A 20,417-nucleotide genomic window follows, 5' to 3' on the forward strand; every position below is an offset into this window, starting at 1 on the left:
AGCCAGCCCCTGCGCTCGTCTTGCGCCCGTCGGGCGGGGGGGGGGGGCTCGCTCGCGCCGATCGGGCGCCGACCGGGTGTATATCAACCCGCGTGACGACTCTCGGCCTCGTGCTCACTGGCGGCGGCGCCCGGGCCGCGTATCAAGTCGGCGCCCTGCAGGCGCTCGCCGAGATCGCGGACTTCGACAGGACCCCCTTCCGCGTCCTCACGGGTGTGTCGGCCGGGGCGATCAACGCCGCCTATCTGGCCGCGCGCGCGGACGACTTCCGCGCCGGTGCCCGCGGCCTGTGGGACATGTGGCACCGCCTCGAGACCCGCGACGTGTACCTCAGCGACGCGCGCAACCTCGCCAGCATCGGCAGCCGCTGGATCCGCGACCTCGGCCTCGGCGGCCTGCTCGGCGCCGGCAACATCAACTACCTCCTCGACACCGCCCCGCTGCGTCAGTTCCTCGGCGATCGCCTCGAGCTCGCGCGCGTCGCCGGCCACATCGCCAGCGGCCAGCTGCGCGGCGTCTCCGTCACCGCCACGAACTACATCACCGGCACCGCGATCAGCTTCTTCGACGGCGCCCCCGAGATCCGCGACTGGACCCGCAGCAGCCGCCTCGGCGTGCGCACGCCCCTGCGCATCGAGCACGTGCTCGGCTCGGCCGCGATCCCCATCTTCTTCGCCCCGGTGGCGATCGACGGCGTCCCCTTCGGCGACGGCTGCGTGCGCATGACGGCTCCGACCAGCCCGGCGATCCACCTCGGCGCCGACCGCATCATTGCGATCGGCATCCGCTACTTTCGCACCGGCGAGCAGACCGTCCTGCTCAACCAAAACCTGCGCGCCGAGCGGGTCGCCCTCGCCGAGATCGCCAGCGTGCTGCTCAACGCCGTGTTCCTCGACTCGCTCGAGGCCGACCTCGAGCTGCTCGAGCGCATCAACCAGACCATGTCCTTCGTGCGCCCCGAGGACCACGCGTTCATGCCGGAGAAGCTGCGCCCGATCCCCGCGCTCGCCCTGCGCCCCTCGCAGGACCTCGGCCGCCTCGCCGGCGATCAGTACGCCAACTTCCCCCGCATGCTGCGCTACCTCCTGCGAGGCATCGGCGCCACCGGAGCCAGCGGCTGGGACCTCCTCTCCTACCTGGCCTTCGAGCCAGGCTACATCGACCGCCTGCTCGAGCTCGGCCACCGCGACACCCTCGCCCGCAAGGACGAGATCTTGGCCTTCCTCCGCTGAGCCGCTCGCACCGCGGCCCGCGAGGACGAGCTCCTCCTCCGCCAAGCCGCTGGCACCGGTCTCACGGACGAGCTCCTCGTCCGCTGAGCCGCTTGCGCCACGGCCCGCCGCGGGCGACAACGAGGCCGCGTGCGCCGACGCCTCCCCGCCCTCGCGCTGCTGCTGCTCGCCGCTCCCCCGGCCCGCGCCCACCAGCCAGGCCTGTCGCGCGGCGAGTACCGCGTCGACGGCAGCACCCTCACCGCCGAGCTGGTGTTCGCGCGCCGCGAGCTCGCAGCGCTGGTGCCCGGCGCCGACGCCGACGCCGACGGCACCCTCGACGAGTTCGAGCTCCTCGCCGTCGACCTCGCCCTGCGCAAGCAGCTGCTCGCCGGCTTCCACGTCCACGCCGGCCCCGACGAGTGCAGCGGCGCGGTCACCCGGATCGTGTTCGTCGAGGAGGACGGCCTTGAGGTCGACACTCGCCACAGCTGCCCCGGCGCCCCGCTCCCCGCCGTCACCCTGCGCTGGCCGCTGCTCACCCGCCTCGGCCCCGCCCACCGCCACCTCGGCCGAATCGTCTTCGCCGCCAAACCTGTCCCCGAGGACAGCCCCGCCCCGGCCGGGCCACCACCTGTCCCCGAGGACAGCCGCCGCGGCCGGTCAGCCACCTGTCCCCGGGGACAGCCAGGCGATCGACTTCGTCGCCCACGCGCGCCGCGGCGCGCTCACGATCCGCCGCCCCGCGGCGCCCAGCGCCTCGCGCGTGCCCGCCCCTGCCGTGCCCGCCGCGCCCCCGCCGACCCCGCCCGTGCCCGCCGCGCCTGCGCGCTGGCCCTGGCTGACTGGCCTCGGCATCGCCCTCGCCGGCGCCCTCGTCGTCCTCGCGTTGACGCGGGCGCTGCGAGCCGCGCGGCGGCGCTGATACGATGCGCCATGCTCGACCCGGACATCCAGGCGCTCGTCGAAATGGGTGACACCATCGGCGCGATCGGTCTCCAGCAGCAGCGCCACGGCGGCAGCGTCCTCGCCGCGCGCAAGGCCGTCGAGGACGCCCGCTGGGCGCTCACCCAGAAGCGAGGCGCCGCCCTCGACGCCAGCGGCAGCGAGATCGACGAGCTCCTCCGCCGCGGCGAGAAGCTCGAGGCGATCAAGCGCCACCGCGAGCAGCACGGCGTCAGCCTGCAGGAGGCCAAGGAGGCGATCGACGCCCGCGCCGCCGCCCTCGCGCCGGCCCCCGCCGCCGCGGGCACCGTGGTCGTCGACGCCGAGCTCGCCGCGGCGCTGCGCAGCGACCAGAAGATCGCCGCGATCAAGCGCTACCGCGAGCTCTACGGCGTCGGCCTCAAGGACGCCAAGGAAGCCGTCGAGGCGATCATGGCCGGCGGCGCCGTCCCGCCCGCCCCGGTCCGCGCCCCCGATCCGACCACCAGCTTGCAGCCCGAGCTCGACCGCCTGATCGCCGCCGACCAGAAGATCATGGCGATCAAGCACTACCGCACGATCACCGGCGTGGGCCTCAAGGAGGCCAAGGACTTCGTCGAGGCCCGCAGCCGCGACCTCACCGCCCTGGCCGAGGCCCAGGACCGGGCCGCCGCGGGCCTGCAGCCCGAGCTCGATCGCCTGATCGCCGCCAACCAGAAGATCATGGCGATCAAGCACTACCGCATGGTCACCAACGTCGGCCTCAAGGAGGCCAAGGACGCCGTCGAGGCCCGCATGGCCGAGCTGGCCGAGTCGGCCCGCTAGTCCATCGGCTCCGCGAACAGCTCCTCGGCGCTGTTCGCCGTGGCCGCCCGCTCGAGCCAGTAATAGAACTCCTGTGTATCGGTGCCCCCGCGGAGCTCCGCCTCCTGCTCCGGCGAGAGCACCACGCCGCGGCGCGCGAGCACCCGGAGCAGCGCTTTGAGCAGCACTTTTTGCTCGGCGATCGCCTCGCTCCGCTCCTGCAGCCGCTCGAGCAGAAACCTCGCGAACTCGGTCCCTTCCGGAGTGCGGTACAAATTGGCCAGATTAGAAGTGTCAACCAGCACGAGTTCCTCCTTGAAGTGGTCGGTGGGGTCGTCCAGCGTCGGGCCGACGACCAGCTCACTGTATACTCGCCGATCGTCGACCTTCAAGCTGTTCAGCACGGCGAGGGCCACCCGGCGCACTGCGCCCCCATCGGGTCCCAGGCCGTGCGCGCGAGCCGAAAGCAGGGCCAGCGCCGCTGCATCCACAGGTACGCTGGCCACGTCCACCGCTTCTCCGCGTCGATGCGCCGCTGCACTTCGACGATGATCACAAGGCTCGGTCGCTTGCCCAGCGAATCGCCGAGCTCGATCACCAGGTCCGGCACCAGCATGCCCGGCCGCATCACCGGATCGACGACCCGACACGGCCCCTCCGGCACCCCAAAGTCCGGCGCCGCTCGCAGGAGCAGCAGCGCCAGCTCCGGCGTCCCGCGGAACAGCTCGACGATCGCCGCGTGCTCGCTCGACTCGCGCATCGAGGGACCGCAAAGCAAGCCGCGCGCCACCCATCTCCCCAGCCATCCCGCTCCTCACCGTCATCACGGTGGCCAACCGGCGGGACAGCGTCCCGCCGGCGGGCCACCTCGCTCATGACTCGATCCCCGCGAGCGAGCGCGCCAGCTGCTTCTTGTCCTCGAGCTGCATCTGCCGGGCGATCTGGATCCGCTGCGCCTGCGGCGAGCCGGCCCCGTGCATCGACTCCGTCAGGTAGCCGACCGCGTTGCGCCCGAGCGTCATGTTCTCGATCAGCCGCAGCACGCGGGCCCGATCCTCCGCCGTCGTCCCGCTGCGCCCGCGCAGCAGGCGGTGCAGCAGCGGACCTATCTCCGCGTCCGCGAAGTCCTGCTCCGAGGGCAGCGTAGCCACCAGCCCGCCGGCGAGGTCCTGGGCCAGGCGCGCCAGCTCGTAGGGGAAGCGCGTCACGTTGTGCTTGCACACGTTGGCCAGCAGCTCGTCGTTCTGGTAGTTGCCCGCCGGCGTCGGCCGCGACTCGTACGACGACGCGATGCCCGCCCCGTAGATCGTCTCGTTGAGGTGGGTCATCTCGACCAGCTTGTCGCGCACGTGCGACACCTGGGCCACCCCGTTGTAGTCGGCGATCAGCGCCGCCGCCCCGATCAGCACGTCGCCCACCCCGGTCTTGCACACGTAACTGCGGCGATGAAACGCGGTGAAGCGCTCGACCAGCTCGGCCGCGTAGCTGGTCTCGCCGGCCATGAACACCAGCTCGTCGGGCACGAACACGTCGTCGATCAGGATCAGCGCCTCCTGACCGCTGAAGCGCGCGTTGCCCTGATCGACGCTGCCGCGCTCGAGCGCCCGCGTGTCGCAGGACTGGCGCCCGACCACGAAGCGCAGGCCCGGGTGGTCGACCGGCACCGCGCACACGATCGCGTAGTCGCGGTCCGCCGCGGCCAGGCGCATCGTCGGCATCACCAGGATCCAGTGCGAGTTGATGCACCCGGTCTGGTGCGCCTTGGCCCCGCGGATCACCACGCCGCCCGGCCGACGCTCCACCACGCGGACGAACAGATCGGGGTCGTCCTGCTCGCTCGGGCCCTTGCTGCGGTCGCCCTTCGGATCCGTCATCGCCCCGCCGTTCACCAGGTTCTGCGCCTGCATCGCCGCCACGAAGGCCCGCAGGCGCGCGTGGTAGCTCGTGCCGGTCGCCTGGTCGATCGACCAGGTCACCGGGTACAGCGCGTTGATCGCGTCCATGCCGACGCAGCGCTGGAAGCAGGTCCCGGTGAGCTGGCCGAGGCGGCGCTGCATCTTGTTCTGCGCGACCACGTCGGCGACGCTCTCGGTGACGTGCAGGAAGCGGTTGACCCGCGCACCGCTCGCGCCGACCACCGCAGTCGCCAGCGCCGGGTCCTCGTTGGCCAGGTCGTAGGTGCGGGCGACCGCGTTGATCGACGGCCGGATCAGCGGATGGTCGACCGGCTCGGCGATCCGCTCGCCCATGAAGTGCACCCGCAGCCCGCGCCCGCGCAGGCTCTCGACGTACTCGGCCCCGCTCGTGATCGGCGGACGGGGGCGCAGCCATGCGGGTGTCGGGGGCGCGGCGGGCGTGCTCATCGCCCGCGAGGTTACGCCGGCCGCAGCGTCACGGCGAGGGCGCCGTGATCCCGAGGTTCTTCGCCATCGAGCTCCACTGCTTGCGCAGCGCCGCCGGTGCCATGCCCATCCTCCCGGCCGCCGCGTCGATCCCGTATTGCAGGTTCCCGATCACCAGCTCCGCCTGCGGCCCGAGCTCGATCTCTCCGCCCTGCAGCACCGGCGACGAGTCGATCACGCCGATGTAGATCTCGCGGTCGGTCGCCGACGGGAACGCGTTGTGCAGCTTCTCGAACAGCTCGCGGTCCGCGGGGCGCAGGTTGTCGTGCGGCAGGTTGCGCAGGTCCGCGACCACGCCCATCTCGAGGGTGCCGTCGTTGAAGCTCGCGCGTGACGCCTTGATCACCTTCGCCACCACCGGGTCCTTCTTGGCCGCGCGGCGATGGAAGTTGCGCAGCTCCTTGTGCTTGCCAGGCGCCGCGCCGGGGGCGTCCTTCCACACCAGCGGCCCGTCGGGCGTCGCCGTCGCGGTCGCCTCCGCGGCCGCTGCGGGCTCCGCCTGGCCCGCCTGCTCCGCCGTGTACCACTCGGGCAGCGCCGTGACCTGCCGCCACAGGTAGAAGATCACGCCGCCCGCGATCAGCAGCAGCAACACCAGCAACACCGCGATCCGCTTCAGCCACTTCATTGGCCCGACGATACCAGCCCCGAGCCCGCCGGTGCGCCGAGCTGTGCGAGCGCGGGATCGTCGAGCTTGCCGGCCAGGCGCGCGCGCGTCTCCTCAAGCAGCGCCTGCGAGGCCGGCGAGCGCCCGGGCAGCCCGGCCAGACGCAGCGCCGCTCGCAGCTCAAACAGGCGGGCGTGCTGCTCGCGAGCGCGGTGGATCGCGGCCACGAAGCAGGCCTCGGGTGTGCCCTCGGGGGTGGCCCCGAGGGTGGCCTCGCGTGTGTCCTCGGGCGTGCCCTCGCGTGTGCCCTCGCGTGTGTCCCCGTCGGCGCTGCCGCTCATGGCCAGGAGCAGCTCGCCGCGCCGGCGCAGCAGCGCCGACTCCCACACCCGCGCCCCTGATTGCCGCGACGCCGCGAGCGCCTCGTGCAGGTGCGCGAGCGCCTCGTCGCCGCGACCAGCGTGCTCGCACAACTCCGCGTAGACCCCGAGCACCCACGGCCAGAACACGCTCATGCCGGCGACCTGCAGATCGACGATCGCCTGGCGCAGCAGGTCGGTCGCCTCCTCGAGCTGGCCCTGCGCCGCCATCGACCACGCCTCGACCACCTGCGCGAAGCTGTGCCAGGTCCCGGCCACGTGCTCCTGGCCACCGAGCAGCATCTGCGCCTGCGCTTGTTCGCGGGCCCGCTCGACCTGCCCCGTCAGCTGGCACAGGATCGCCGCGTGGGCGATGGCGAAGGCCGCCGTCGCCGGATTGCCGAGCTCGCGGGCCACCGCCAGCGCCACCTTGCAGCGCTCCTCGGCCTCGGCCCGGTTCCCTTGCAGGTACAGGCAGATCGCCAGCAGCGACAGGCTCGCGACCCGCGGGTCGTGGTTGTAGAGGAACGCCAGCGGCCGGTCGAAGTCCGGCGCGTAGAGGGCGATCGCCCGCTCGAGGTGAGCCCGCGCCCGCGGCAGCTCGCCGAGGTGGAGCATCTGCGTGCCGAGCGTGCGGTGGGCGATCAGCAGCGGCACCCGCTCCTTGCGGCGCTCGGCGAACACCAGCAGCTGCTCGGCCAGCTCGATCGCCACGCGATGCTCGGAGCGGACGAAGTAGTAGGTCCACAGCCCGAACAGCACCGGGAACAGGTGCCGCGTCTCGCCGACCTCGCGGCACAGCTCGCGGGCCCGGGCGAAGGTCCGCTCCACCTCGTCGGACGCGACCCCGCGGGCCGCGATGATCGCGTTGCCGAGCCCGATCTGCAGCGCGATCTCCTGCTCCGTGCGCGCCGAGCTGGCCGGCAATCCGGGCAGCAGCTCGATCGCCCGCCCGAAGTGCAGCGCCGCCTCCTGGCCGACGCCGTTGCGGATCGCCTGCTCGCCCGCGCGTTGCAGATAGCCGACCGCCCGCTGGACCAGCTCCGGGCTCGGGCGCTGCGCCTCGGTCACCAGCGCCGTCGGGGCGACCACGCTGTACCAGTGGTGCGCCAGCAGCGGGTAGTGCAGCTCGACGCGGTCCTTGTACACGCGCTCGTGGTACTCCGCGATCGCCTGGTGCAGCTGCTGGCGCTGGGCGAAGGGCAGCAGGTTGTACGCGACCTCCTGCGTCAGCGCGTGCTTGAAGCCGTAGCTCGGGTCGGCCACGCTGCCGCCCTTGAGCAGCACCATGCCGCGGCGCTCGAGCGCCGCCAGGTGCTCCGGCAGCCCCGCGCGGTCGGCCTCGATCGGGTGGACCGCGCGCAGCAGCGACAGCGGGAACACCCGCCCGAGCACGCTCGCCACCTTCACCACCAGCTGCAGCTGCGGCGACAGGCGATCGATGCGGGTCGTGATCACCGCCTCGAGGTTGTCGGGGAACTGCGCCGCCTTGAGCTCACCTGCCTCGGGGGCCAGGTAGCACTCGTCGCCGAGGATCGACAGCAGCCCGGCGTCGCGCAGCGCCACGCTGAGCTCCTCGGTGAACAGCGGGTGGCCCTCGGCGCGCCCGTACACGAACTCGATCACCTCCGCCGGCGCCCGCGCGACCCCGAGCTTGCGGCACACCAGCGTCTCGGTCTCGGCCAGCGACAGCGGCCCCAGCACCAGGTGGTGCGTCGACGCGTCGGCCAGCACCTGGCGCAGCTCCGACGGCGCGGGGTCCGTGTCGCTCTCGATCGGCCCGGTCACCAGGACGCACAGCAGCGGCCCGATCTGCTCGCGCACCTGGGCGAGCAGCGCCCACGAGGCCGAGTCGACCCAGTGCGCGTCCTCGATGAGCAGCAGCGCCGGCCCGTCCTCGAGGTGCCCGCGCAGCACCGCCACCAGCAGCTCGCGCGTCAGCTCGGCGCGGACCTTGCCGGCGATCGCGGCGCTGCGCTCCGTCTCCGCCGGGTCGAGCGCGAGCACGGCGGCCAGCAGCGGCGCGCGGGCACCTGACCCCGGGACCAGGTCCTTGAGGACAGTTTGCACGCGGCCCCAGGGGTCGCGTTCGGCCTCCGGATCGTCGAGCCCGAAGATCGGGCGGAACACCGGTGTCCACGCGTGGTACGGCGCCGCGCCGTCGGGCGCCTCGCGGGCGCCGATCAGCTGCGGCACCCCCATCGCCTCGGCCTGCTCGAGCAGGTCGTCGGCCAGCCGCGACTTGCCGAGCCCCGCCTCGCCCTCGACCACCACCGTCGCGCTGCGTCCGCGCAGCAGCTCGTGCAGCTTGCCGATCAGCACCACCCGCTCGCGCATCCGTCCGACCAGCGCCGGCCGCGGCGGCGCGTGCCGGCGATCCGCCGTCTGCGTCCCCGAGCTCGGCCCACGCGCGACCAGCCGCCCGCCGCGCGCGACCAGCCGCCCGCTCGCCGGCCCGTAGATCGCCACTGCCTCCGTCTTGCCCTTCACCTTGATCGGCGGGTAGGCCTCGAACATGAACTGCGCCCGCGCCGACGCGAAGGTGTGGCTGTCACACAGGATCGGCCGCGCCTCGTCCGCCGCCTGCATCAGCCGCGCGGCCAGGTTGACCACGTCGCCGAGCAGCGTGTACTCGCAGCGGTCCGCGCCGCCCACCGACCCGCAGAAGGCCCGGCCAGTGACCAGGCCGATGCGCGGCGGGCAGGCCAGGCGACCCAGCACATCGCGCAGCTGCTGGGCCGCCCCGACCGCCCGCACCGCGTCGTCCTCGTGGGCCAGCGGCGGCAGCCCGAACGCGATCAGCACCGTCGCGCCGTCGTTGTTCACGCTGACGTGGTTGATGCTCCCCTCGGCGCTGTCCACGATCTGCTGCACCGCCACCATCACCTGCTGCGCCTCGTCCAGCGGGGTCTGGTAGGTCACCGCGGGCAGGTGGAGGAACACCACCGCGACGCGGCGCAGCTCCGCCAGCCAGCTGCGCTGCCCCGCGGCCAGGCGGGTCGCCACCGCCACTGGCACATAGCCGCACAGCGCCGCCTCGGCCTCCGCCGGCATCGCCGGCCGCAGCAGCGGCGTGCAGGTGATCGTCCCCGCGATCTCATGCACACGCACGAAGCCCGCCCCGGCCGGCTCGCCGCGCACGTGCCCGGCGATCAGCGGCCACAGCTGCGGCGCGACCACCACCTCGCCTGGCCGCGCCAGCGCCTCGGCCTTCAGCCCTTGTGCCAGCGCCGATCCCGTCAGCACCACCTCCCAGCGACCGGCGAGCCCGCCCACGTGCACCGCCGCGATCCGGCTCGCGCCCAGGCCCACGCGCAGCGACAGCTCGACCCCATCCGTGAAGCGATACCCGTGCAACGCCGACTGGATCGCCATCCCGCACGCGATCGCCGGCAGGGCCACGCGCTGCAGATCGCGCGTCCTGTCCCGCGGCGGCAGGGTCCAGATCGCCGTCACCGCGTCGCCCGCGAACTTCACGACGTCCCCGCCGTGCTGCGCGATGATCTCGGTCAGCCGCCCGAAGTACCCGTCGAGCCCCGCCCCGACCTTCTCGACCCCCGCCGGGCCCTCCCGCGCCAGGCGCTCCGTGAAGGCCGTAAACCCGGAGATGTCCGCACACAGCACCGCCGCCGGGAAGCTCTCGCTGCAGGGCGTCGTCAGCGGCCGCGGGTCCTCGGCCAGCCGCCGTGTGACGAGCACCGGGACGTAGCTGGCGAGAGCGTCAGGGAGCGTCTGCACCACGCCGCGCCATCGTACCGTAGGCCCACGCGAGGCGATACCGCCGGGAAACAGCCCCACGGCGCTGTCCCGCGGGCACCTTGCCCCCGTGCTCTCGCGCACAGGTCGCAGCAAGAACGCCCGCTGTCCGCCGCGCTGGCGGCTCGTGTATCGTGGCAGTGATGATCGCAAATCCGTGGTTCCCGGCTCGCATGCGCCGTCGCCCCGCGGCGGGTCGTGGCCTCGCCCTCTCGCTCACGGTGGTGGGCTTCACCCTGCTCGGCAGCGGCCTCGGCATTGGGCTCGTGGGCTGCGCCGCGGGCGACCCCGGCGGCGCCACCGAGAACCCGTTCACGACCAACCCGCCCGCCGAGACCGGCAACCCGGTCACCGACGGGGCCGCGACCGACCCCGGCACCGGCGGCACGAGCGATGGCCCCGGCAGCAACAGCAACAGCAACAGCAACAGCGAGAGCAACAGCAACACCAACACGACGCCGGGCACCAGCGACACCGAGCCCGTCGACCCGACCGAGAACCCCGACCCCGACTGCGTCGACAACGACGACGACGGCTTCGGCATGAACTGTCAGCTCGGCGACGACTGCGACGACAACGACTACAACAACCACACCCAGGACGGCTGCGACAACTGCGTCGACAAGGACGGCGACAACTACTGGGTCGGCTGCGATCAGTACGGCCAGGTCAAGCCCGGCCCCGACTGCGACGACAACAACGACAAGGTCGGGGCGATGGACGCGGACGAGCTGTGCGACGGCATCGCCCAGAACTGCGCCGGTGAGATCGATCCGCTGCCGCCCGAGGACATGTGCCCGACCTCCGGCGACGCCCCCAACGTCGCCCCCGTCGGCGGCTGGCAGTGCAACGCCGTCGCCCCCGGCGAGGACGGCTGCGAGATCGCAACCTGCACCCCCGGCTTCTACGACGCCAACAAGACCCCCGCCGACGGCTGCGAGTGCGTCGGCACCGACCGCAACAAGAGCCTCGAGGCCTGCAGCGACGACCCCAAGGGCGCCCTCCCGGTGGTCGCCGAGGGCGGCGTGGTCCCGCCGCTCAAGGGCGTGATCGCCTTCATCGACAACGGTCCGGGCAACGCCATGGAAGACTGGTACTCGGTCCAATTCCCCGAGGCCATGGCCCAGGGCGCGCGGCCCAACGCCGGCAACATCAGCGTCAGCTTCGCGGTCAACCCCGGCGATCCGGCCAACCCCGACTACCGCCTCGAGGTCTACCGTAACTGCGCGGGCAAGGCCTTCGAGGGCTCGCTGGCGACCCAGTTCGGACCCGGCGCGCCGCCGGCCCGCGAGTGGACCTTCGTCGACACGCCAAACCCGAACAACCCGAACCCGAACCCCAACGCCAAGAACGACGTGCCCTGGCCGCAGAAGGTGTACATCCGCGTGATCCGGGTGAACAACACCGGCACCTGCGGCGAGTACACCTTGCAGGTCTCGCGAGTCGCCAACTGATCGGGCGATCCACCCGACCCACCGCCGTCGCGGAGGTCGGCGGCTCCGCGTGAAGTTTCCGCCCCGCGGCTCCGCGTGAAACTTCAGCCCCGCGGCTCCGCGTCAGGCTCACTCCGCGTCGTTCACCGACGGCGACCCCGCGAGGTAGTACCAGGGTTGCCCCGCGAGCCGCACCCACGCCGGTGCGCCGTCGATCGCCGGCCCGAGGTCGACGCGCACCGCCGCCGCCCCGCTGCGCCAGATCTTCGCCTCGATCGCCGTCGCCCCGCGCGGCTCGCCGCTGCGCAGCCCGGCGCTGCGGAACGCGGCCCAGCCCGGCAGCTCGCCGAGCAACCCGGCCTCACCCGACTCGATCGACCACGCGTCACCCTCGCGCCGCAGCATCGCCGTCGCCCCGCCGTCCGCCCGCTCGAGCTGCGCGCTGCGGGCCTGCGCCAGCCAGAAGCGCAGCGGGTCGTTGTACAGCAGATCGTCGTGCAGCGCGGCGCAGGTCGCCGGCTCGAGCCGGGCCGCCTGCGCCTGACCCGGCACGTGGGCCACGCACTGCGGGTCGGCCGGGTTCGCGGGCGCGAACAGCTCGACCGTCAGCGCCGCGTCGCCCTGCCCGCCGCGCAGCCGCTCGACCCGCAGCGTCCGCAGCGGCGCGCTCGCGGGCACCGGCGTCCAGCCCTCCGCGCGCAGGCTCTGCAGCGCCGCCAGCATCGCCTCGAGCCGCACCTCGTCGAGCACCGCGACCCCGTCCGGGTGAGCCGGCGCGTCGAGGCGCCACACCCCGAGGTCGAGGCGCACGCTCTGGCGCACCCCGTCGCTCGCCGGCCCGGGCAGCAGCTCGAGCCCGCGGACCTCGCCCGCCACGAAGCTGAGCAGACGCCGCTCGGCGAAGGTCTCGCGCGTGAATTCCAGCTCGGGCAGCGCCCCGATCACGCGCAGCGGCGGCCCGTCGTCGCGCGCACACGCGAGCCCGGCCGCGCCCGCGGGCCCGCACGCGAGCCCCAGCGTCTGGCCCGAGTCGGTCTCGATCGTCAGGCGATGCTGCGGCGTGAAGCCCTGCGCCGCGGCCGTCAGCTCGACCGCCACCGCCTGCAGCGCGCCGTACCAGCGAAACACCTCCGGCTCCGACACCTCGACCATCGCCCCGCCCGCCTCGATCACCCAGCCGCCGCCGAACCGCCGCAGCCGTCGCGGCCCGTTCGCCGTCGCCAGCTCGATCGCCAGCACCCGCCCGTACGCGTGGGGCACCAGCTGCGGCTCGACCAGCCCGGCGTCGGGGTCGGCCACCGGGAACGCCGCGAGCGCCTCGGCGGCCACGCACCCGAGCAGCCCCGGCCCGCGATCGATCACCACCCGCTCTGGTTCTCCGGGACATGTCCCTCCGGACAGGACCTCACGGACATGTCCCAAAGCGTCGGTGACGCGGTGCCGCGCCGCGAAGGGCCCGTGCTGGGCCGCCTCGGCGCGCGGCAGCAGCGGGTCGAACTCGGCAGAGAGCGCCTGCCCGAGCCGCAGCGCGACCGCCTGCTCGGCGAGCAGCAGGTGCGGCGCCCCGTCGGTCACGCGCCACAGGCCGTCCTGCCCGCGCGCCAGCGCGAGCCCGTCCCACACCAGCGCCGTCGCCTCGGCCGGCTCGACCGGCAACAGCCGGCGCAGTAACCAACCCTCCGGCGCCTGGTCGAGCACCGCGCCGAGCTCCGCCTCGACCACCCACGCCGCCTCGCCCTCGTGCGGCAGCACCCCGTGCAGCCCGACGCCGTCGCTGGTCGCCCCGAAGATCCGCACCGACGCCTCGCGGCCCTCGAGCACCACCGCGATCTCCCCGCGCAGCGGCCCTGGTGGGCTCCCCGGGGCCACCGCCCGCAGCGTGGTCGCCATCCGCAGCGAGCTCCACAGCCCCGCGAGCGCCTCGCTGTCGACGAAGCCGAGCGGCGCGTCGTCCCGCCACAGCCGGTGCAGGCCGTCCGGGTCGGGGGCCACGCGCAGCGTCCCTGCCGGCGTGCGCAGCTCGATCGTCGCGCGCTCGAGGTCGGCCTCGGCCAGCTCCGGGAACAGCCGCCGCGCCACCGACTGCGCCGACAACATCGGCGCCGGCGCCCGCTCCTGTCGCCACGGATCGGCGTGCACCAGCGCCACCATCGCCAGCGTCGCGGCCGCCAGCGCCAGCGTCACCGAGCTGGGCGCCCTCATCGTCGCGACCTCCACGGCAAGCTGCGCGCCGACCTCGTCGCAACCTTCACATCCACCTGCGTCGGCCTCATCGTCGCCGCCTCCACAGCACCGTCAGACCGAGCAGCACCGCGAAGCCCGGCAGGCCGAGCACGCACATCAGGGTCATGCGCCGCAGCGGCTCGTCCTGCAGCACCAGCTTCACGTGCTCGCGCGGGCGCGGGCGCAGGCCGAGCAGCGCCTCGCGCTGGCACAGCCAGCCGACCGCGTTCAGCAGCAGGTCGCGACCGCGGTCGTAGGCCACGTCCTCGCGCAGCATCGCGTTGACCGCGAAGTCCGACGACGCGATCACGATCATCCGCGATCCCCCGAGCTCGCTCGCCGCCGCCACCGGCAGGGGCCCCGGCGCGTCGGGCCCGGGATCCTGCTGCGGCAGCTCGCCGCGGCCGAAGCCCGCCACCTCGGACTCCGCGAAGCCCTGGTCGGTGGTCTGCAGCAGCATCGTCGCCGGCGCCGTCAACGACAGCTCGCGCACCTGCAACAAGGAGATCGGCTGGCCCACCAGGCTCGCCGTCGCCGGATGATCGCCCCAGCCCTCGCGCAGCGTGAACGCGAGGAAGGGCGTCGCCCCGGCCATCGGGCTCGGGTCGACCACCACGCGCTCGCCGAAGCGGACCCCGTAGCGGGCCGTCAGCCCCTCGAGCCCGTGCGCCGCCAGCTGGCTCTTGCCGCGCAGGATCACCGCCCCGCTGAGCAGCAACAGATCGCCGCCCTCGCCCGCGTAGCGCTCGATCGCCTGCACCTGCGCCGCCGGCAGCGGCCCCTGCGGACCGACCACCAGCAGCAGGTCGCAGCCCCGCAGCCCCTCGGCCGCCTCGAGGTCGGCGGTCCGCACCTCGAGCCCCGCGTCGCGCAGCAGGTCGCGCAGGTGGGCCAGGCCGCTGTAGGGCTCGAGGCTGTCGAGCGCCGGCTCGCCGTGGCCCTGCGTCGCGCACACCACCGTGCGTCGCGGATCGCTGACCGCGAGGAAGCGGGCCAGCAGCGCCTCCTCGCCGCGGAACTCGCGGACCCGCGGCCCGCTCTGCTGCACGTCCGCGCCGGTCGCGTAGGTCACCAGGTCGCCCGGCAGCAGGTGGGCCTTGCGCAGGCTCGCGCCCTGGCCCGCGCGCACCAACAGCACGCCGTCGGCCAGCTCGCGCCCGCCGAGCCCGAACTCCGCGATCGCGGCCTGGGCCAGCGCGTGGTCGCGATCCGGATCGACGAAGCGGATCCGCAGGTTCGGCGCCGCCGCGGCCATGCGCGCCAGCACCTCGCGCAGCTCGGCCAGCAGCGGGTTCGGCCGTCCGCCGCCGATCGTCGCCGGCACGATCACGCTGAGGTCGATCGTCGCCGGCAGCCGCTGCAGCAGCTCGCGCGCGCGGTCGCTGAGCGTGTACACGTGACCCGCCGTCCAGTCGCCGCGCTCGCCGTGGCGCCCCGCGAACGCCGTGACGTGCCCGAGCACCAGCGCCAGCAGCACCAGCTGCGCCCCGTGCTCGCGCCGTCGCCGGGGGTTCAGCGCCACCACCGTCGCCGCCAGCAACAACCCCGTGATCCCGAGGTGCAGCGGCACCCAGCGCGGATCGACCACCCCCTGCGCCAGCTCCTGCATCATCACCAGCAGGCTCGTGTAGTGCAGCAGCTCAGCGCTCGCCCCGGCCTGCACCTGCTCCGACAGGAGCCCCGCCATCACCGCGATCGTGCAGCTCACGAAGGTGCTGATCGCCGCCGCCAGCTGGCTGCGCGCCAGCGCCGACGCCAGCAGCCCGACGCTCAGGAAGCTCGCGCCGACCAGCAGCACCCCGAGGTAGCCCGCCAACACCGGCCCCAGCTCCGGCCGCGCCCCGGCGCCGAGCAGCAGCAGGTAGAACGCCCCCGTCGGCAGCCACAGCGCCAGGTAGAACAGGTACGCCCCCGCGAACTTGCCGAACGCGATCTGCGACGGCGACAGCGGCGCGGTCAGCAGCGCCTCGAGCGTGCCCTGACGCCGCTCCTCCGCCACCAGGCGCATGCTGAGCGTCGCGCAGATGAAGATCACCGGCAGCCAGAAGATGAAGAAGCTGCCGCCGAAGTAGAACTGCATCACCGGCCCCGGCGCGGCCAGCGGGTCGTTGAGCACGCGCAGCAGCAGCGCGAAGTTCCAGCCCTGGTTGAGCAGGAACAGCGTCCCCACCAGGTACGCCAGCGGCGTCACGAACAGCGACAGCAGCTCGCGCCGGGCCAGGTGGTAGACCCCGCGCAGCCACGGCCCCGGGCGCTGCAGCGGCTCGATCGGCGCGGCGCTCATGCCTCGGCCACCGCCCCCGTCACCCGCGCGAAGCGCTCCTCGAGCCGACGACGTCCGAGCTCGAGCCGCACCAGCGGCAGCCCGGCCCGCGCGCTGGCCCCCCCGATCGCCCGCATCAGCGCCTCAGCGACCTGTCCGCTGGGACAGGTGACGACCACCTGCGCCAGCTCACCGCGCGCCTCGACCACCCCGACCCGCAGCCCACCTGTCCCATCGGCCAGCTCGCCCGCTTTCGTCCGCAGCCCACCTGTCCCATCGGCCAGCTCGCCCCGCGCCTCGTGAGCCCGCAGCCCACCTGTCCCTCCGGCCAGCTCGGCCCCCGATCTTGGGTCTCCGCTGGCCCGTCCGTCGTCGACGCAGGCGCTGCGCCCGAGCGCCCCGATCTCCGCCAGCGCCGCGCCCAGCACCGACCGCGCCGGCGCGACGGCGGCGATCCACGCGACCACGACGTCGCTGGTTCGCAGCGCCTCGGCGACCGACTCATCGGCCACGCAGCGCCCGCCCGCCAGGATCACCACGCGGTCGCACAGCGCCTCGACCTCGGCGAGGATGTGCGACGAGAAGATCAGCGTCTGCGCCCCGCCGAGCGCGCGCAGCATGGCCCGGATGTCCAGCACCTGGTTGGGATCGAGGCCGACGGTCGGCTCGTCGAGCACCACCAGCGGCGGCGCCCCGAGCAGCGCGTCGGCGATCCCGACCCGCTGGCGGTACCCGCGGCTCAGCTGCTGGATCGGCACCTCGAGCATGTGCCCCAGGCCCGTGCGCTCCGCGACCCGGCCGAGCTCCGCCGCCCGCCCCCGCCCGCGCACGCCCTTGATCGCCGCGCGGAACTCGAGGTGCTCGCGGACCCGCAGCTCCGGGTACAGCGGCACCTGCTCCGGCAGGTAGCCCACCATCTGCCGCACCCGCAGCGAGTCCGCCGCGACCTCGACGCCGCCGACCTGCAGCGAGGTCCCCGGCCCGCGCTGCACCGGCAGGTAGCCGCAGCACAGCCGCATCAGCGTCGACTTCCCGGCCCCGTTCGGGCCCAGCAGCCCGACCCGCTCGCCGGGCGCCACGCGAAAGCCCACCTCGTGCAGCGCCGCCACGCTCGCGCCCGGGTAGCGGTGCGACAGCGCGGCGATCGCGAGCGAGGCGGGCGGACGCATGCTCATCGTCACGGCGCGGCGCCAGCTGTCCCGGGGGACTGCGCGGGCGCCGGAGTCTTGCTGTCCCCCGGGACAGGCGCCGCGGCCTTCCCGGGCGCAGCCGCCGGGCTGTCCCCGGGGACAGGCGTCCCGGCCTTGCCGGACGCCGCCGCCGGGCTGTCCCCCGGGACAGGCGCTCCGGCCTTCCCGGACTCAGACGCAGCCGCGCCCGCCGGGCTGTCCCCCGGGACAGGTACCGCCACCGCCTCGGGCGCGACCCCGGGGCGGGTGTCGAGCGGGTCGCGCTGGATCTCGGCGAGCGCCCACACCAGCGCCTCCTTGACCTCCTGCGCCGTCTCGGTCTTGAGCCGGTCCTCGAGCGCCTGCTTGTAGCCGGAGAGCCGCTGCGTGCCCATCGCCTCGACGATCGCCGCGCGCACGGCCGGCTCCGTCTCGATCGACAGCGCGTAGAGCAGCGCGATCGCGGTGCCGTTGTCACGCGCGGGGACCAGCGCGCGGGCGCACGCAGCCCTTTGCTCGGCCGGCAGGACGAAGGTGCCGTCGGTCTTCTTGAGGCTGATCCCGTCGGTGAGCCCCTTGCGGCGCATCTCGTAGGCCGCGTAGGCCGCGGTCGCCCGCTCCTTCTGGTCGGCCTTGACCGCCAGCTCGCCGAGCAGCAGCCACGCCTCGAGGTCGTCCGGGTCGTCCTTCACCACCCGCTCCTGCTCGGGCAGCGCCGCCGCGAATTGCTTGTCGGTCGCCAGCGCCACCGCCAGCACGCGATGCGGCGCCGCGTCGTCGGGCAGCAGCGCGACGACCTGGCGATAGAACGAGATCGCCGTGCGCGCGTCGCCGCTGGCCTCGTACAGCGTCCCCAGCAGCAGGCTCGCGTTGGCCCGCAAGTGGAGGTCCTTCGCCGTGTCGGCGATCGTCCGCAGCTCCGGCCCGGTCTCGGCGACGATGCGGCCCGGCCCGGCCCGATCCTCCGGCGGCAACGCGGCGAAGCGCTCCTTGATCTCGAGGTAGCGGGCCGCCATCGCGTCATCGCCCCGGATCGCGTCAGCCGGCCCAGCGAGGGCGGGCTTCGCCTCCGCCTTCTTGGCCACCACCGGCACGGTGTGCGGGTCGTCCGCTCCGCCGCAGGCGGGCAGCAGCAGGAGCGCGAGAACACAGCGCCGGAGCGCGGAGCCAGTCATGGATCGCATCCCCGAGGGACAACCGGCGCCCCCGCTTCGTTCCCGGCCATCGACCAGCTGCGTGGCGCTGTCAGAATTGCACACGCCCCGACCTTGCCACAGCTCCCCACCCCTTGCCCACCCTCAAAGCCCGCAGAAACGGCGAGGGCCGCGGCTCCTTCGGAGCGCGGCCCTCAGCGCCAGATTCCCGGAGCCAGATCGCCGGCGGATCCTCCAGTCAGCTCACTTCGGCGGGGCCTTGCCCTCGATGATCTTGCCGTTCTCGTCGTAGGCCACATCGGAGCCGCCGAGCACGTCGCCGACGTCGCCGCCGAAGGTGTGGTCGCCCTTCATGTTGGGCAGGCGCTCGCCGATCGTGGCCTCCGCGTTGCCGTCGATCACGGCGATCATGATGATGCCGTGGACCTCGGTGAGGTCGAAGGAGCGGACCTTCTCGTTCTTCTCGCCGACCCACTCGTGGTAGCGCAGCAGCACCGCGGCGGTCTTCGGGTCCTGCTTGGTCTTGGCGGCCGGGTTGACCCCGAACCACTTCTTGAACGAGTTATCGACGACGCTCGTGTAGTCCTTGTCGGGCCACTTCTCCTTGTTGAACGCGTAGACGATCTTCCACAGGGCGCCGTCCTTGAAGAAGTAGAACTTGCGGAGCTGCGCGCCCTCCTTGATCCACACCATCTCCTCGTTCGAGTCGTCGGCGAACTCGTACTGGATGAGGGACACGCCCCACTTGTGCTTGGTGGAGCCGTTGAACTTGACGTTGCCCTTCTTGAGCTCGTTGATCTGCTCCGAGCGCTCCTTGCGGATGCGGTCCTGGACCATCGGGTCCTTGGTCTCCTTGAGCTGCTCGTCGAAGCTCTTGTTGACCGCCTCGCCGAGCTTGGCGAGCACTGCGTCGGTGCTCATGCCCCACTCGAAGCCCTTGGTCAGCGCGGCGATGCCGAGGCTCGCGGTGAGCTTCGGGTTGCTGTCGACCTGCTCGCAGACGTTCTCGGTCTTCTTGGCCTTGCCCTTGCCGGTCGTCTTCTTCTTGCAGACCTCCTTGACCTCGGGACGCTTCTTGTCTCCTTCCGCCTTGGCGGCTGCGTCCATGTCGGTGGTCGCGGGGGCGGCCTCACCGGAGTCCTCGCTGGCCGCGGGCGACGAGATCAGGCTGTCCTCGTTGGCCTCGCTGACGCCCTTGGACTTCTTCGTGGCGCCGTCATCAGCCACCTCGGCGGGCTGCTCGGTCTCTTCACCCTTCTTCTTGCAACCCGCGTCGGCCGCGAGCAGTAGCCCGAGGGCCGTGGCGATGAACACTGGCTTGAACATTCTGCCTCCTGGAGGGCGCCACGCTAACACGCCTGCGTGCCCGCGTCTCGCCCCGCGGCCCGGCATCCGTGGCAAACGGGCGACAAATGGGCCGAGGGCCCCGGGCCCGCGGCGCAAGATCGCCACCCGCCTGGGCCGCCGCCCAGGTCAGAGAATCCGCCGCTACTCCGGTCCAGCGCCCCGCTCAAACGCGATCTCGAAGGCGATCTGCGGCCGTTCGGCGCCGGGCGGAAGGTGCTCGTAGACGCGGACCTCACCGCGGCTCTTGAACAGCTCGAGCATCGCCCGACAGGCCCCGTAGAACACGCAGGCGAAGCCCTTGCTGTGCAGGATCTCCGGGATCAGGTCGACGCCCCGCAGGCGCATCCCGGCTGGACCCTCGTCGAGGTACTCGATCTCGCCGCAGCCCTGCGTCGACAGGGCCCACGCCCGCGGGGCCGTGCGCAGCAGCTTGCTCGCGCCCGACTGCCCGAGGCTGAACTGGGCCAGCACCGTCAGCGGCTTGAGCAGCCCGTGGTCGTAGCTGTCGCGCATCAGGTCGGTCCAGAATTCACGCGCCGCCGGCTCGCCGAGGACGTCGTGGATCGCCTCGCACACGGCGATGAAGCGCGCGACCGGCAGCCACTCGGGGCTCGCCACCTCGCGGATCTCGGTCAGCGCCTCGGCGGCGATGCGCTCGCGGATCTCCGCCCCCTTGTTCTCGGGGTAGGCCCGCAGGCGCTTGAGCGCGAGCTTGGCGTAGTGGGCACGGATGGCGGGGTGCTGGTCGGTCATGGCCGGGCGGCG

The 20,417-nt window shown here is 73.1% G+C and carries 14 protein-coding genes; 3 read left to right on the forward strand and 11 right to left on the reverse strand.

Annotated elements, in window-relative coordinates; translation table 11 throughout:
- Nucleotides 1–92: 92 nt before the first annotated feature.
- Both IPJ59_RS03220 and IPJ59_RS03225 read left to right on the forward strand, forming a co-directional pair.
- A complete protein-coding gene (locus IPJ59_RS03220) occupies nt 93–1,232 on the forward strand; it encodes a patatin-like phospholipase family protein (protein WP_293269694.1) in 1,140 nt (379 codons plus the stop codon).
- Nucleotides 1,233–1,361: 129 nt separating this feature from the next.
- A complete protein-coding gene (locus tag IPJ59_RS03225) occupies nt 1,362–2,960 on the forward strand; it encodes a ribosomal protein L7/L12 (protein ID WP_293269695.1) in 1,599 nt (532 codons plus the stop codon).
- Here the strand turns inward: IPJ59_RS03225 and IPJ59_RS03230 are convergent.
- The 5 genes from IPJ59_RS03230 to IPJ59_RS03250 all read right to left on the reverse strand — a co-directional run bounded on the left by IPJ59_RS03230 (nt 2,957) and on the right by IPJ59_RS03250 (nt 10,045).
- A complete protein-coding gene (locus tag IPJ59_RS03230; RefSeq protein ID WP_293269696.1) occupies nt 2,957–3,355 on the reverse strand; it encodes a hypothetical protein in 399 nt (132 codons plus the stop codon). The genes IPJ59_RS03225 and IPJ59_RS03230 overlap by 4 nt on opposite strands.
- The gene (locus IPJ59_RS03235; RefSeq protein WP_293269697.1) at nt 3,337–3,699 is read right to left on the reverse strand and encodes a hypothetical protein; all 363 of its coding nucleotides are present in this window, start codon (nt 3,697–3,699) and stop codon (nt 3,337–3,339) included. Before IPJ59_RS03235 ends, IPJ59_RS03230 begins: the two co-directional genes overlap by 19 nt.
- A 112-nt stretch (nt 3,700–3,811) precedes the next feature.
- On the reverse strand, nt 3,812–5,302 hold the full coding sequence (locus IPJ59_RS03240) for a 4-hydroxyphenylacetate 3-hydroxylase family protein (RefSeq protein WP_293269698.1): 1,491 nt from the start codon (nt 5,300–5,302) through the stop codon (nt 3,812–3,814).
- 28 nt (nt 5,303–5,330) lie between these two features.
- Nucleotides 5,331–5,969 (reverse strand): hypothetical protein, encoded by a 639-nt coding sequence (locus IPJ59_RS03245; protein ID WP_293269699.1) that lies wholly within the window; start codon nt 5,967–5,969, stop codon nt 5,331–5,333.
- On the reverse strand, nt 5,966–10,045 hold the full coding sequence (locus tag IPJ59_RS03250; RefSeq protein WP_293269700.1) for an adenylate/guanylate cyclase domain-containing protein: 4,080 nt from the start codon (nt 10,043–10,045) through the stop codon (nt 5,966–5,968). Before IPJ59_RS03250 ends, IPJ59_RS03245 begins: the two co-directional genes overlap by 4 nt.
- Nucleotides 10,046–10,206: 161 nt before the next feature.
- On the opposite strand from IPJ59_RS03250, the gene IPJ59_RS03255 reads away from it, so the two are divergent.
- A complete protein-coding gene (locus tag IPJ59_RS03255) occupies nt 10,207–11,517 on the forward strand; it encodes a hypothetical protein (protein WP_293254858.1) in 1,311 nt (436 codons plus the stop codon).
- A gap of 108 nt (nt 11,518–11,625) precedes the next feature.
- On the opposite strand, the gene IPJ59_RS03260 is transcribed toward IPJ59_RS03255, so the two are convergent.
- The 6 genes from IPJ59_RS03260 to IPJ59_RS03285 form a co-directional block, all read right to left on the reverse strand.
- On the reverse strand, nt 11,626–13,698 hold the full coding sequence (locus IPJ59_RS03260; RefSeq protein WP_293269701.1) for a hypothetical protein: 2,073 nt from the start codon (nt 13,696–13,698) through the stop codon (nt 11,626–11,628).
- A gap of 67 nt (nt 13,699–13,765) precedes the next feature.
- A complete protein-coding gene (locus tag IPJ59_RS03265; RefSeq protein WP_293269702.1) occupies nt 13,766–16,003 on the reverse strand; it encodes a Gldg family protein in 2,238 nt (745 codons plus the stop codon).
- A complete protein-coding gene (locus tag IPJ59_RS03270) occupies nt 16,000–17,157 on the reverse strand; it encodes an ABC transporter ATP-binding protein (RefSeq protein ID WP_293269703.1) in 1,158 nt (385 codons plus the stop codon). The genes IPJ59_RS03265 and IPJ59_RS03270 overlap by 4 nt, the downstream gene beginning before the upstream one ends.
- Before the next feature lie 2 nt (nt 17,158–17,159).
- Complete coding sequence (locus tag IPJ59_RS03275) at nt 17,160–18,326, reverse strand: tetratricopeptide repeat protein (RefSeq protein WP_293254870.1); 1,167 nt, start codon at nt 18,324–18,326, stop codon at nt 17,160–17,162.
- 222 nt (nt 18,327–18,548) lie between these two features.
- Nucleotides 18,549–19,631 carry a hypothetical protein gene (locus IPJ59_RS03280; protein ID WP_293254873.1) on the reverse strand — a complete coding sequence of 361 codons (1,083 nt, stop codon included), beginning with the start codon at nt 19,629–19,631 and terminating at the stop codon, nt 18,549–18,551.
- 162 nt (nt 19,632–19,793) lie between these two features.
- Nucleotides 19,794–20,405, reverse strand: coding sequence for a hypothetical protein (locus IPJ59_RS03285; protein WP_293254876.1), 612 nt, complete (start codon nt 20,403–20,405; stop codon nt 19,794–19,796).
- Nucleotides 20,406–20,417: the final 12 nt, after the last annotated feature.

The organism is Nannocystis sp. (assembly GCF_016714285.1).
Taxonomy (GTDB): Bacteria; Myxococcota_A; Polyangia; order Nannocystales; family Nannocystaceae; genus Nannocystis.